The organism is Amycolatopsis sp. NPDC004079 (assembly GCF_040610415.1).
GTDB lineage: Bacteria > Actinomycetota > Actinomycetes > Mycobacteriales > Pseudonocardiaceae > Amycolatopsis > Amycolatopsis halotolerans.
Window position 1 is genome coordinate 61,295 of the sequence record NZ_JBEXMH010000051.1, and the last position, 13,226, is coordinate 74,520.

The window sequence follows — 13,226 nt, forward strand, 5'->3', positions numbered from 1 at the left end:
GGCACACCCCTTGGGAATGTTCGGTGTCTCGAAATTCACCGTCGGCGGTCAGTTCGGGAAGAACCAGTGCGATCGGTGTGTTCGGTGACACTAGCGGGAACTCGGCCCCCGCTTAAGCACGTGAGGTTACGATCGCGCTACGTAAGCCCCAAATTGACCGCAACGTGTCGGCAATTGTGCGCTCTGCGTAGCGAAAACCGCCGGTTTGGTACGTTGAGTGGCGGTTTGCTCACCCGGATGGCCTAGCCGGGTGGGTTGTCCGTTCCGGGTGCCGTGGATGTTCCGGAACCCTTCGGACAGGCCAGCGGAGTTGCCCGCGAAGGACACTGAAACAGCCCGAATGCACTCGAGTTTCCAGCGCTCGCGCATTCCGCGCAATAGCCGTTTCCGCTGGCCGTAAACCGATGTCGAGCAGGCATTCCGGTTGTTCAGACCAGCTGGTCCGCCGCTTCCCGAGTGCCGTCCACAGCGAACCAGCCGCGTTCGAACAACTGCCAGCGCCGCAGTTCGCCGCGGGCTGCCTCGCCGTCCCGGGCGACTGCCCTGGACAACCGTTCAGCCTCAGTGCCGCCCTCGATCCAGCACAGCCGCGACAACCGGGACCGCAGCGCCCGGCGTCCACTCGAGACGCCTTCCAACACGAGCACCTCGGGCACCTCGACGCGCACCAGCTCACCGGGCCGCGGTGTGCCGGAGGTCCAGTCCACCCGGCGGTACTCGCCGGGCCTGCCTTGCGACAGCGGCGTCAGCACGCCGTCTTCCAGCTGCGGCCACCACGCGACGGGATCGTCCCAAGTGGCGAAGGCGTCCGTGCTGACCAGCGCGGCCCGCGACCCGAGAGAGTCGACCGTCTCAGCGGCGAGAGTGGACTTCCCGGCCCCGGAAGGACCGTCGATGGCGAGCACCCGGACGCCGCCGAGCCGGGGCGGGGCGGCGAGCAGCGCGGAGATCAGCGAACGCGTACCGGGCTCGCTTCGGGCAGGCCGTCCACATTGTCAGGTGCGGACGTGCGCTTCTCCAGCTCGGCGATGCGCGCTTCGAGGTCGCGCTGGGTGTCTTCGAGTTCGCAGCGCAGCAACGCGGTCTCCTCGACCGCGGTCCGCACCTCTTCCTCCAGGTGCCCGACCTCGGTCGAAAGCTGCAGCGCGACCAGCGCCAGCACCACGCCGGCCAGGAAAAACACGAAGTTCGACGGGGTGGCGACCCCGGTGAGATGCGCCAGGAACTCCGCGACCGGCGGGACCACCGCGAGCACCACTACGCCGAGCGCCACCACGAGCCAGATGCCGGCGTACTTCTCGCGCAGCTTGCGCCGCCGCATCATCTCGACGACGACGAGCAGCACCAGGGCCGCGATGACGATGCTCAGTACCTGCCAGCCTGCCATGGAGCCTCCCTACGCCGCGACGGACGAGTCGACGGACGGACGACGGCGCACGAGCGCGAGCAGCAGGGCGAGGCCCGCGCGACCCAGGTACACCGCGGACTTCACCGGCGAATGGCTCGGCTTGCCGCCCGCCCGTTCGCGCATGACCACCGGGGTCTCTCGAATGGACAGTTTCGCCCGGATCGCCATCACCAGCGCTTCGACCGTGTCGCCGAGGTATTCGGCCGGGTAGTAGCCGGCGAACAGGCGGATCGCGCGCGGGCCCATCGCCTTGAACCCGGAGGTGACGTCGGTGAGCTTGCTGCCGGACAGCCTGCTGAACACCAGCGACAGCGCGACCATCGCGTACTTGCGCGGCCCGACCGCGCGGTAGGCGCCCTTGCCAGCGAACCGGGAGCCGATCGCGATGTCGGCACCCTCGTCGAGGAGCCGCAGCAAGGCGCCGACCTCGTCCGGGTCGTGCTGGCCGTCGGCGTCGACCTGGACGACGGCGTCGTAGCCGCGCGCGGCGGCGTAACGGAAACCGGTGCGCATCGCGCCGCCCACGCCGAGGTTCACCGACAGCCGGGCCACCCGGACGCCGCAGGCGCGGGCGAGTTCGGCGGTGCGGTCGGTCGAACCGTCGTCGACCACCAGCACGTCCGCACCCGGCAGCGACTGCTTGACCTGAGCGAGCACCGAAACAACGCTGTCTTGCTCATTGAGCGCGGGCATCACGATGAGCACGCGTCGAGTGCTCACGGATGTGCTGGACACGGCAGCCACCATAACCGCTTACTGACCGTTCGCTGTGGTAGGGGCGGTCACGCCGGACTGTCCGGCGATCTCGTAGATCGTCGCGCCCTCGTTGCGGAACACCACGCGGAACTGCGGGCCGGGCCGGACCCGCGCCACGCCGACGGACTCGACCGCGTTTTCCGCGGCCTTCCCCTTGGCCTGAATCAGATAACGCACCCGCAGGTCGGTGAGGTCGGCGCGGACCTGCTGGTACTTGTCGATGTCGTTGACCCACGCGCTCAGGTACGCGGCCTTGGTGTTCGCCTCGGCGCCGTAGAAGGTCCACTCGACCGGCTGAACCCCGGCCAGCGCGTACATCCACGCGGAACCGTCGGACCGGTTGTTCATCACCCGCTCGCCCGGCACGGTGTGCTGGCCCAGCCAGGTGAAGGCGGCTTCCTCCGCCTTGGACACGGTCGGCCCGTCCTGGTAGGTGACGGCCAGCCGGCTCGCGTTGCGGCCGACGTAGCCGCCCTTGCTCAGGCCGCCGCACACCACCAGCAGCAGGACGACCCCGACCACGCCGAGCATGGCCGGCTTGAGGTTGACCCGCGGCTGCGTCTTCCGCGCGAACCAGGCGGCGGCGGTGTGCGCGAACTCTCCGAACGCGACCGCGCCCACCAATGGCACCAGCGCGGCGATCCGCCAGTGGTCGTTGTAGAAGAGGCTGGTCAGCTTCTGCATGATCGGCGAGTTGACGGACACCGTCAGCATGAAGAGGCCGCCGAACACGACGTACGCGGCGACCAGCCACAGCATCCGCCGATGCCGCACCAGCAGGACGAGCCCGACGAACGCGGGCACGCCGATCCACCACTGCGGGAAGTCCGACATCGGAGAGAACGTGATCGTCTGGCCCAAACCGCCGGCGAGCGTGGTCTCCGGCGCCCAGTACGCGCTCGTGACCCCGCCCGCGTTGTACAGCGAGGGCAGCACCAGCGGCACGCCGAGCACGATCGCCAGGCCGCCGGTCGCGATCAGCGAGGGCAGGCTGCGCCGCCATTCGATCTTCTCGAAACGGCAGAGAACGGCGACGAGAATAAGCAGGAAATAAACAACGACCACGAACACGACACTGGTGTGCAGACCGCACAACCCGGCCACGCCGACCCCGATCGCGACCGGACCGGCGATGCCGTTGGGCTTCAGCAAATAGCGGCCGAGCGCCAGCATCGCCGGAATCAACGCGACCCCGGCGACGTAGGGCCACAACGGACCGCGCCACAACGAGTCGTACGGGAAGGCGCTGAACCACGTGCTGACCGCGGCGGCCGCGGCGGTGCCGAGCGCGGGCATGCCCCAGACCCGGCACAGCGCGGCGATCCCGAACGGCACGGTGAAAATCACCGCCAGCGCGGCCAGGTTCAGCGTGGGCATCATGGTCAGCCCGCCCTTGCCGAAAACCAGCGCGAGCAAGGCGTGATACGTGTCCGGGTAGAAGTAGTTGCCCTGGTTCGGCAGGTTCGCGATGGTGCCCACAGTGGACGGCCGGGCGTCGCCGTGTTCGGCGATCCAGCGGATCAGGTTGCCGTGGAACGGCGCGTCCCAGCCCTGCTGGACGGTGTTGATCCCGTTGGTGCCGCGCAAGAAAGTGACCGCGCCCACGCCCAGTGCGACGACGACGCCCGCCGCCATCACGAGGTGGTCGCGCAGCGGCAGCTTCGCCAGCTCCTCGCCCGCCCAGTCCGGGTGCCTGCGGGCACGCAGCCGCTGCGCCCCGAACGCGAGCCCGAAGCCGACGGCGGCGAGGACCAGCGTCCACAGCACGACGTTGAGCAGCGACCAGCGGATGCCGAGGCCGCCCAGCACCGGGACGCCGAGCGCGATGACCCCGAACGTCAGCAGCGGCGCCGCGGCGGCGAGCGTCCACCCGCGCAACCGGATGGCCGCTCCGAAGACGAGCCCGGGCACCCAGAATGCAAGCAGCACCAGAAGAACGTTCATCGAATTCGAATCCAAACCTGATTGGCTTTCGCCATCCGACGCGCGCCGGGAACCGGCGGCTCGGAACTCACACTACTGCGACGCTAAGAACACGCTTCACCCGTGTCAGACGTTGCTTCCGCGGACGAATTGGTGAGTACGAACACCAGCACGACGACGAGCCCGGCCATCGGCGCGACGGCGAGCGAAACGACGGCGCGCAGCACGGTGTCGCCCGGAATGGCGAGCAGCAACGCCGCCGCGGTGACCGCGACCACTGCCCAGGTGATCAACACGCGGTTGGCCTGGGCGCGCGCCACCAGCACGGCGGTGAGCAACTGCATCGGCACCAGCAACACCGACGACCACACGAGCCCGGCGACCGCCCAGCCGTCCACCTGGTAGGCAGCTCCGTAGACGAGTTCGACCGCCCACGGCCCGATCAGCATGCCGACCAGTGCGCCGAGCGCGGCCAGCGCGAGCGCGGCGAAGGTGCCCAGCAGCAGCACCCGGCGCAGCCTGCTCCGGCCGTCCTCGGTGGCCGAAAGCCGCACCACGAACGGCACGGCGAGCGACTGCACCGGCGCAACCAGCGTCAGCGGCAGCCGAGCGATGACCAGCGCGGCGAACACCGCGCCGATCCGGTCCCGGTCGCCGCCGGGGGCGAGCAGCCCGACCAGCGCGGGGTAACCGGTGATGACCGTCGCGGTGAGAGCCGCGCCGAGCAGCAGCATGAGCATCCGGCGGCTCGTGACCGCCCAGCCGTCGCCGTCCGCGCGGACGTCCAGCAGCCGCCACGCCTTGCGGATGAACAGCAGCCACGCGAACGATCCGGCCGCGACCGCCAGTGCCAGCGGCACCAGCCGGTACGCGGTGGCGATCACCAGCAGGCCCAGCACCAGCGCGCGGACCGCGGGTTCGGCGACGATCAACCCGGCGAAGTGCTTGACCTGGTGCTGGCCGATCAGCAGGCCGCGCACGCCGAACTGGCAGGCGAACGCGACCCCGCCGGCCACCACCACCAGAGCGAGTTCCCAGGCTCCGTGGAACAGCCGGTCGTTGATCGGCGGGATGAGCAGCGCCAGCCCGAACGCCCCCGCGGCCGCCGCCGAGACGGCCACCGCGCGCAGCGCTCCGCGGCCGGCGACGCCACCGGTCAGCGCCGCCGTCGCGGACTGCCGGGAGAGCTCCTGCTCCAGCGGGGACAACGCACTGCCGAGGCCCATCAGGAGGCCCCAGAAGGTGAGGAAGGTGGCGTACTGGTCCGGCGGCAGCAGCCGCGCGCAGGCGACGGTGAGGACGTAGCCGAGGATGATCGCCGCGATCAGCGACCCGCCGAGCTTGCCCGCGGTGCGATGGGTGTCCCGGACGACCCCGTTGGCCGCCGCTCCGGTGTCCGCCACGCTCATCGGCGCCGCAGCCGGGCACGCAAGGCGAGGAACAACCCGCGGAACACGCCCGAACCGAACCCGGCCGCGAACACCGGCAGCAAGGTGCCGACCGCACGCGCCTCGGCGGTGCTGGCCCCGCACTTCTTGACCGCGGCGGCGGCCGCCGCCGACCCCGCGATCCCGAGCGCGGCAGTCGTTTTCGGCTTCTTCACGGCCAGCCCGGCTCCGACCGCGCCGACGGCGAGCGCACCGAACAGCGCGGTGCGCGCCGGACCGGGCGAACCGAGGTAGGAATCCACGTACGTGGTGCCGCGGAAGAACGACTGCGCCCAGAACTTCTTGAGCGAATCGCGGCCGTGGTAGGTCCCGGAGAACTGCGGGGCAAGGTGAATGCGCGCGCGTTCGGCGATCCAGCGCAGCATGCGGGTGTCGTCGCTGGCCAGCCGGACGTCGTCGAACAGCGATTCGAAAGCGGCGGCGGAGCCCTCGAGCAGATCGCGGCGGGCGCAGAAAAATCCGGTGCCCTTCGGGTACCGGTCGAATTCCTCGATGCCGAACGACGTCAGCTTCGGATCCGCGAAGTACTCACGCCACGAGAATGCGACGAGCCCGGCCATGAAACCGGCGTAAGGATTGTGTTCGGACGCGACGTTGATGTGGCCGTTCCAGGCCGTGCGTTCTGGGTGGCCGGTCAGCTGGTCGCGCAGAAACCCGAGGCTGCCGGTGTCCACGATCACGCGACTGTCCAGCAGCAGCAGCCATTCGCCGGACGCCTTCGCCATTCCGGCCCGGCGGGCCTCGAACCGGCCGCTGTTGGACTGGCTCAGCACGGTGATGCCGAACTGGTCGCGCAGCCGGGCGAGCCGGGCGGGCGTGCCGTCGGTGCTCCCGTCGTCCACGACAAGGATTTCCACCGGCCACCGCGCCGCCTCGGCCGAGGCGATCAGCGCGCCGACGCTGCGGTCGATCCAGTCTTGTTCGTTGTAGACCGGAATCACGACGCTGAGCGACGGGAGGGGCGGATTCGCACTCACCCCGGCGAGGCTACCCTGTACCGGGCGGGGCGGAGCGCACAGCATCCTGGCCCGCGGCGTTGACCTGCTGTTCACCCGGCTGTGGCCGGCCCGGAGATTGGGTAATCCACCGGTGATTTCGTTCGTTGTCGGCACCACCGCGGAACTGATCAAAATCGCGCCGGTGTTCCATCGCATCGCCGAGCGCGGAGCGAAACCGGAAATCTGGTTCACCGCACAGCACGTGGACGAGGTCGCGGACGTGCTCTCCGATTTGAAGCTGCCGGAACCCGCGCTGTGGTTCGTGCCGCGTCCGCAGGCGCACAATCTCGAATCCCCGGCGCAGGTCCCCGGCTGGGCGGCGCAGGTCATGCGCACCGCGTGGAGCCGCCGCGCCGAACTGCGCGCACGGTTGTCGTCCGACGGCCGCCCGCCGCTGGTGCTGGTGCACGGCGACACGTTCACGACGCCGTACGGGGCGTTGATCGGCAAGAAGGTCCTGAAAGCGCGCGTCGGCCACATCGAGGCGGGCACGCGGTCAGGCAGCATCCTGTCGCCGCTGCCGGAAGAACTGAACCGCAAAATCGCCGGGAAGCTGGTGGACATCCACTTCTCCCCCAGCGAGCGCGAGGTGCAGAACCTGCGCAACGCCCGCGGCGTCGTGGTGAACACCGAAGCGAACACGGCGATCGACTCGATGCGCCAAGTCGTCAACCAGCCGCTGGATGTAGCGGACTTGCCGGAGAAGTTCGGCTTGGCGACGCTGCACCGGTTCGAGCTGGTTTCGCGCGCGGACAAGTACCGTGAGGTCTTGGAAATCCTGCGCGCGCAGAGCCGCGAGATGCCGATCCTGTACATGGCAGGCGCACCAGAACGGGAAAAGATCCGGGCCCTGGGCTTGGACAACCTGTTCGACGACAAGTTCATCGCCCAGCCGAAGATGCGGTACCTGAAGTTCCTGCCACTAGTCGCACGAGCCGAGTACGTAGTAACAGACTCCGGCGGCCTGCAGGAGGAATGCGGCTACCTGGGCCTGCCGTGCGCCGTCCACCGAGCCCGCACCGAGCGGCACGTGGGAATCGGCGAAAACGTGATCCTGACCGAAATGCGCGGCGACAAACTGCAAGATTTCCTGGACACGTACCAAAATCGCCGCGGCGATTCCTGGATGGACAAATACCACCCATCAGACATAGTAGTGAACTCACTCGCACAACTAGGCTACTGCTAACCCAGCCCCCACCAGCCACCACTAACCAACCCAGCCACAACGCGGGATCGCGTCGGCGAAGCCGACGCCAAAAACACAGTTGCCGACTTAAAACCAAAACCAGAGCGCGGCCATTCCGACCCACAGGTGTTCGAGAAGAAGAACGACCTAATCTTCCCCACCGGATTCATCGCCCGAGTATCCCAGCCGCCCAGCGCACAAAAAAAGACGCGGCACTAGTGCCGCGTCCTTCCCTGCTAAGAAAAGCTTAGAGCACTCGCCGCCCAGACAACGCACGTCCCAAAGTCAGTTCATCCGCGAACTCAAGATCCCCGCCCATCGGCAACCCGGACGCCAACCGCGTCACCGACAGCCCGGGGAAATCGCGCAGCATCCGCACCAGGTACGTAGCCGTGGCCTCGCCCTCGGTGTTGGGATCCGTCGCGATGATGATCTCCTTGACGTCCGCCTCGCCGATGCGCTTCAACAACTCACGCATCCGCAACTGCTCCGGCCCGATCCCGGACAACGGATCCAGCGCGCCGCCGAGGACGTGGTAGCGGCCCTTGAACTCGCGGGTCCGCTCGACCGCCAGCACGTCCTTCGGCTCCTCGACCACGCAGATGACCGTGAGGTCGCGGCGTTCGTCGCGGCAGATCCGGCACGTTTCCTGTTCCGAGACATTGCCGCAGATCTCGCAGAACTGCACGCCTTCCTTGACCTTGCCCAGCACGTCCTGCAGCCGCGCGATGTCCGCGGGGTCGGCGGCCAGCAGGTGGAACGCGATGCGCTGGGCGCTCTTCGGACCGACGCCGGGCAAGCGGCCCAGTTCGTCGATCAGGTCTTGGACGACACCTTCGTACAAGTGTCAGCCGCCGAAGCCGAGGCTGCCGAGGTCCGGCATGCCGCCGCCGAGGCCGCCCGCCAGCGGGCCCAGTTTCTGCTCGGTGAGCTTCTGCGCGCTCGCCGACGCGTCGCGCACCGCGGCGACCACCAGGTCGGCCAGGGTTTCGACGTCTTCCGGGTCGACGACCTTCGGGTCGATGACGAGGCTCTTCAGCTGGCTGTCGCCGGACACCGTCGCGGTGACCAGACCGCCGCCCGCGGTGCCGGTGACCTCGGTGTTGGCGAGTTCCTCCTGGGCCTCCACCAGCTTCTGCTGCATCTGCTGGGCCTGCTGCATGATCTGCGACAGGTCGAAGCCGCCGCCGCCGGGTTGCACCATGATCGCACTCGGTCCTTCCGCGTTTGGGTGTTCCTCCCCAGCGTAGCCGCGCGCCCGGCGCGTCCGTCCTGGCGGCACGCGTGTGCTGTGGCACCGTGGTCGCGTGCGAGCGAAGACACTCCCGCTGCTGACCGGCCTGATGCTGCTCACAGCGTGTTCCGGCGGCGGCGAGACGCCTGCCTCACCTGCCGCTGCGCCGACGTCCGCGGCTGGCTCGGCGACCCCGAGCCCCAGCCCGTCGTCGAGCCCGCCGCCGGTGTCGTCGTCTTCGAGCCCGCCCTCGACGTCCGCGGTGCCGCCGGTCGGCTCGGGCAAGGTCGTGGTGCTCGATCCCGGACACAACGGCGGCAACGCCTCGCACCCCGGCGACATCAACCGGAAGGTGCCCGCCGGACGCGGGCAGACCAAGCCGTGCAACACCACCGGCACGTCGACCAACGCCGGGTACCCGGAGCACGCCTTCACCTTCGCCGTCGCGCAGGAGGTCGGGAATGCGTTGGCGGCCAAGGGAATCAAGGTCGTCTACACGCGGCAGAACGACTCCGGCGTCGGCCCGTGCGTCGACGAGCGCGCGCAGATCGGCAACAGCGCGAACGCCGACGCGGTGGTCTCGATCCACGCCGACGGCTCAACTTCGCCGACCGCGCACGGCTTCCACGTCGCGTACTCGGCGCCGCCGTTGAACGCGGCGCAGGGCGAACCGTCGCTGAAGCTGGCGCGCACCATGCGCGACGGAATCCGCGACGACGGCTTCGCCACGTCCACTTACATCGGTTCGGCGGGCCTTTCGCCACGAAACGATCTGGCCGGGCTCAACCTGTCGACCCGCCCGTCCGTGCTCGTGGAGTGCGGCAACATGCGCAACGCCGACGAGGCCGGGCAGATGTCGTCGGCGGCGGGCCGGGCGCACTACGCGCAGGCCATCGCGAAGGCGATCGAGGCGTACCTGGCCGGCGCCTGACGCAGAGAGCCGAAAGGGCTACTGAGCGGACAGAACACCGGACACCGCCTTCTTTCTTGATCGGTCCCGACTTACCGTCGCTGGGGACTTCTCGAGGAGGCGCCGGTGGCAACATCACTCCGAGGACGACTGGTGCGGCTGCTGGCCGTGACAGCCATGGCGGGCACTCTCGTGTCAACGGGAGTCGCCGAGGCCGCTCCACAGGCGGTGACCGCCGGGCAAGCGCGGTTCGAAGTCCTGTCGCCGACGCTCATCCGGACCGAGTACGCGGGCGACGCCAAGTTCGTCGACGCCGGTACGTTCAACGCGATCGGTCGCAGCGGTTTCAGCAAAACCCCTTACACGGCAACAAAACGCGACGGCTGGCTCACCATCCAGACCAGTGCGGTCAAGCTGCGCTACAAGCTCGACTCGGGCGCGTTCTCCGACGACAACCTGACCGTCCAACTGCGGACCGGCAGCCAGGACGTCACCGCACGGCCGTGGGCGGGCAAGCTGACTCCGGTCTGCGCGTTCGACACCCTCTGCGAAGCCGAACAACTGCAGCTCAACGGGCCAGGCGCGGCCAACGACCACCGCGGCTATACCGGCGACGGCTTCGCGGCGGGCTTCACCAACCCCGGCGACAGCCTGTCGTTCCGCGTCACCGCTGCCGGTGACCACCAGCTGGATCTGCGCTACGCCAACGGAACCGGCGGCGACGGTCAGCACACCGCCCGCACGCTCACCGTCCTCGTAGACGGCACCGACGCCCACACCATCACGCTCCCGGCCACCGCTGACTGGGACACCTGGGCCCTCGCGACCGCGCCAATCACCCTGCCCGCCGGACAGCACCAGGTGACCGTCAAGCGCGGCACCGCAGACTCGGGCAACGTCAACATCGACAGCCTTGCCGTGGTCAACACTGGCGCCGAGTACCCCCAGCCCGTGCCACCCGCGCCGACGCCGTGCGCCTTCGGCGTTCTCTGCGAGGCCGAGCAAGGCGCGCTAGCCGGCGGCGCGCACCCGGCCAGCGACCACGACGGTCACTCCGGCAAAGCCTTCCTCGCAGGCATGGAACGAGCCGGTGCGTCCGACGCGCTGACGATCACCGGCGTCCCCAGCGGCGGTTCCTACGATCTGCAACTCCGCTACGCCGACGCGACCGCCGTTTCCGGCCAAACCCAGCCGACCTCGTTGACGCTCCAAGCCAACAGCACCTCGACCAACCTGACCCTGCCGTCGACCAGCAGCTGGAATTCGTGGCGTACCACCACAATCCCGGTCCAGCTCAAGGCTGGCACCAACACCGTCACGCTGTCCTGCCCGGACGCGAGCTGCCACGTCAACCTCGACACCGTCGCTATCACCGGAGCGCATTCGGCACTGCTCGCCCCGCACGCGCCGCTCGGCGGTTACCGACGCGGTCTCGACGGCGTGGACGGCAGCGCAGTCTCCGCGCCCGGAATCCTTTACCAGGACGGCTGGTCCCTCCTCGACGACACCGCCTCGGCGTTGTACGACCCGCGCACCAAAGTCGTCACCCAGCGACCGAGCAGCGAGAGCTACCAGGACGGATACGTCTTCGCCTACGGCCAGAACTACGGCCGCGCGCTGCAGGAACTGGCCCAGCTGACCGGACCGTCCCTGCTGCTTCCCCGCTGGGCCTACGGCGTCTGGTACTCCGAGTACTACGACCGCACGGCCGCCGACTTCCAGCAGACGATCGTGCCCAAGTTCCGCGAACAGCACGTGCCCCTCGACATGCTCGTCGTCGACACCGACTTCAAATCGCCGGACCGGTGGAACGGCTGGGAAATCGATCCGACCCGCTTCCCCGATCCGAAGGCATTCTTCCAGTGGGCACACGACCAGGGCCTGCACACGTCGCTGAACATCCACCCCAGCATCCGCGGCGACGACCCGCAGTTCCCGGCAGCGCAAGCGACCGCGAAAGGCAAACTTCAGCCCAGCTGCGGAAAAGACTGCTACGTCTTCGACTTCGGCGACCCCGACCAGCTACGGGCCTACTTCGACCTGCACCGGCCGATGGAGCAGCAGGGCAACGACGTCTGGTGGCTCGATTGGTGTTGTGACGCCTCGAAATCCAGTCTTGCTGGCGTAACTCCAGACGCGTGGATCAACCAGCAGTACGCACAGCGCGGCGGCTTCGCTTTCTCCCGCGCGTACGGCTCGCTGCAAGCCGGTGGATACAGCTCGCCGACAGCCGTGCCGACCGGACCCTGGGCCGACAAACGCACCACGCTGCACTTCACTGGAGACACCATTTCCGACTGGGCCACGCTGGCCTTCGAAGTCGGCTACACGCCGGGAGAATCCGCGGCGACCGGACTCGCTGCGATAAGCCACGACATCGGCGGCCACACCGGCGGTCTACAGCAGCCAGGCACGGAACCGGGCAGCACGAAGCTTCCGGACGATCTGTACGCGCGCTGGGTGCAGCTCGGCACGTTCCAGCCGATCGACCGCTTGCACTCCAACCACAGCGACCGGTTGCCTTGGCAGTACGGAACCGTCGCGGACGCGTCAGCGACGAAATTCCTTAACCTGCGCGAAAATCTCGTGCCGTACACGTACACGCTCGCCCAGCAGGCCACCGCGACCGGGATGCCGATCGTGCGCCCGCTGTACCTGCAGTACCCGGATCAGCAGGAGGCTTACGCCCAAGCTGGCGGGGAATACCTGTACGGCCCGGATGTCCTGGTGGCTCCCGCGACCAGTCCAGGCGCCACGGCGACCACAAGCGTCTGGTTCCCGCCGGGCAACGACTGGACCGACTACTTCACCGGCAAGACCTACCGAGGCGGCACCACCGCACAGGTCACCACCGGTTTGGACACGATGCCGGTATTCCTGCGCTCCGGCGGAATCATGGTCACCCGCAGCGGCAACGTTCCCGGCGACGAACCGCTTACCGCCGCGACCGCCACGGTGGCTCGCGGCCACGACGGCGCGTTCACTCTCCAGGAGGCGGGCACCACGACTTCCTTGCGCTACACCGAAAACGCCCACTCGGCGACGCTCGCGATCGGCGCCGCGCAGCGGGCATGGACCGTCCGGTTCACCAACGCGACCGCGCCGTCCGCGGTGTACGTGGACGGTCGTCGCAGCGGAGCCTGGACCTGGGACGCCGCGACCCGGACGGTAACCGTGCAGGCACCGCCCACACCGCATCCGTTGAACGTGCGGCTCGTGCGGTAACTGACCGACGACGCCCCGGGCGAGGTCCGTGAGGGGAACCCTGAGGGACTCTGATTCCCTCAGGGTTCCCCTCACGGACGGCAAATCCGCCCGCGGCAAGAGCTGCGGCGGCCAAGGCCACGCCGCAACCCCACC

Annotated in this window: 11 protein-coding genes; 3 read left to right on the forward strand and 8 right to left on the reverse strand. The window is 68.5% G+C overall.

Going from position 1 to position 13,226, the window contains the following annotated elements:
* Positions 1-428 precede the first annotated feature (428 nt).
* From ABZX37_RS36805 to ABZX37_RS36830, 6 genes are all read right to left on the reverse strand, one after another.
* Positions 429-905, reverse strand: a complete 477-nt coding sequence (locus ABZX37_RS36805; protein ID WP_354747554.1) for a uridine kinase — start codon at positions 903-905, stop codon at positions 429-431.
* A 44-nt stretch (positions 906-949) separates the two neighbouring features.
* Positions 950-1,387 carry a DUF2304 domain-containing protein gene (locus ABZX37_RS36810; RefSeq protein ID WP_354747556.1) on the reverse strand — a complete coding sequence of 146 codons (438 nt, stop codon included), beginning with the start codon at positions 1,385-1,387 and terminating at the stop codon, positions 950-952.
* A 9-nt stretch (positions 1,388-1,396) separates the two neighbouring features.
* A complete protein-coding gene (locus tag ABZX37_RS36815; RefSeq protein ID WP_354747558.1) occupies positions 1,397-2,155 on the reverse strand; it encodes a glycosyltransferase family 2 protein in 759 nt (252 codons plus the stop codon).
* Positions 2,156-2,161: 6 nt separating this feature from the next.
* On the reverse strand, positions 2,162-4,108 hold the full coding sequence (locus ABZX37_RS36820) for a DUF6541 family protein (RefSeq protein WP_354747560.1): 1,947 nt from the start codon (positions 4,106-4,108) through the stop codon (positions 2,162-2,164).
* A gap of 83 nt (positions 4,109-4,191) precedes the next feature.
* The gene (locus ABZX37_RS36825) at positions 4,192-5,496 is read right to left on the reverse strand and encodes a hypothetical protein (RefSeq protein ID WP_354747562.1); all 1,305 of its coding nucleotides are present in this window, start codon (positions 5,494-5,496) and stop codon (positions 4,192-4,194) included.
* Positions 5,493-6,512 carry a glycosyltransferase family 2 protein gene (locus ABZX37_RS36830; RefSeq protein WP_354747564.1) on the reverse strand — a complete coding sequence of 340 codons (1,020 nt, stop codon included), beginning with the start codon at positions 6,510-6,512 and terminating at the stop codon, positions 5,493-5,495. Before ABZX37_RS36830 ends, ABZX37_RS36825 begins: the two co-directional genes overlap by 4 nt.
* Before the next feature lie 112 nt (positions 6,513-6,624).
* On the opposite strand from ABZX37_RS36830, the gene ABZX37_RS36835 reads away from it, so the two are divergent.
* Entirely contained in the window at positions 6,625-7,722 is a 1,098-nt protein-coding gene (locus ABZX37_RS36835; protein ID WP_354747566.1) for a UDP-N-acetylglucosamine 2-epimerase, read from the forward strand.
* 247 nt (positions 7,723-7,969) lie between these two features.
* Here ABZX37_RS36835 and recR read toward each other — a convergent pair whose 3' ends face one another.
* Together recR and ABZX37_RS36845 are read right to left on the reverse strand one after the other, a co-directional pair.
* A complete protein-coding gene (gene recR, locus ABZX37_RS36840) occupies positions 7,970-8,566 on the reverse strand; it encodes a recombination mediator RecR (RefSeq protein ID WP_354747568.1) in 597 nt (198 codons plus the stop codon).
* Positions 8,567-8,569: 3 nt separating this feature from the next.
* Entirely contained in the window at positions 8,570-8,926 is a 357-nt protein-coding gene (locus ABZX37_RS36845) for a YbaB/EbfC family nucleoid-associated protein (RefSeq protein ID WP_344265967.1), read from the reverse strand.
* A 139-nt stretch (positions 8,927-9,065) separates the two neighbouring features.
* Here ABZX37_RS36845 and ABZX37_RS36850 point away from each other — a divergent pair, with 139 nt between their 5' ends.
* On the forward strand, positions 9,066-9,887 hold the full coding sequence (locus ABZX37_RS36850; protein WP_354747576.1) for an N-acetylmuramoyl-L-alanine amidase: 822 nt from the start codon (positions 9,066-9,068) through the stop codon (positions 9,885-9,887).
* A 105-nt stretch (positions 9,888-9,992) separates the two neighbouring features.
* Positions 9,993-13,091 (forward strand): TIM-barrel domain-containing protein, encoded by a 3,099-nt coding sequence (locus ABZX37_RS36855; RefSeq protein WP_354747570.1) that lies wholly within the window; start codon positions 9,993-9,995, stop codon positions 13,089-13,091.
* Positions 13,092-13,226 lie beyond the last annotated feature (135 nt).

Bases quoted from the DNA above. Each gene is read 5' to 3' on its own strand.
- ABZX37_RS36815 (WP_354747558.1), bottom strand. From the start codon at position 2,155: ATGGTGGCTGCCGTGTCCAGCACATCCGTGAGCACTCGACGCGTGCTC.
- ABZX37_RS36825 (WP_354747562.1), bottom strand. From the start codon at position 5,496: ATGAGCGTGGCGGACACCGGAGCGGCGGCCAACGGGGTCGTCCGGGAC.
- ABZX37_RS36810 (WP_354747556.1), bottom strand. From the start codon at position 1,387: ATGGCAGGCTGGCAGGTACTGAGCATCGTCATCGCGGCCCTGGTGCTG.
- ABZX37_RS36820 (WP_354747560.1), bottom strand. From the start codon at position 4,108: ATGAACGTTCTTCTGGTGCTGCTTGCATTCTGGGTGCCCGGGCTCGTC.
- ABZX37_RS36845 (WP_344265967.1), bottom strand. From the start codon at position 8,926: ATGGTGCAACCCGGCGGCGGCGGCTTCGACCTGTCGCAGATCATGCAG.
- ABZX37_RS36850 (WP_354747576.1), top strand. From the start codon at position 9,066: ATGCTGCTCACAGCGTGTTCCGGCGGCGGCGAGACGCCTGCCTCACCT.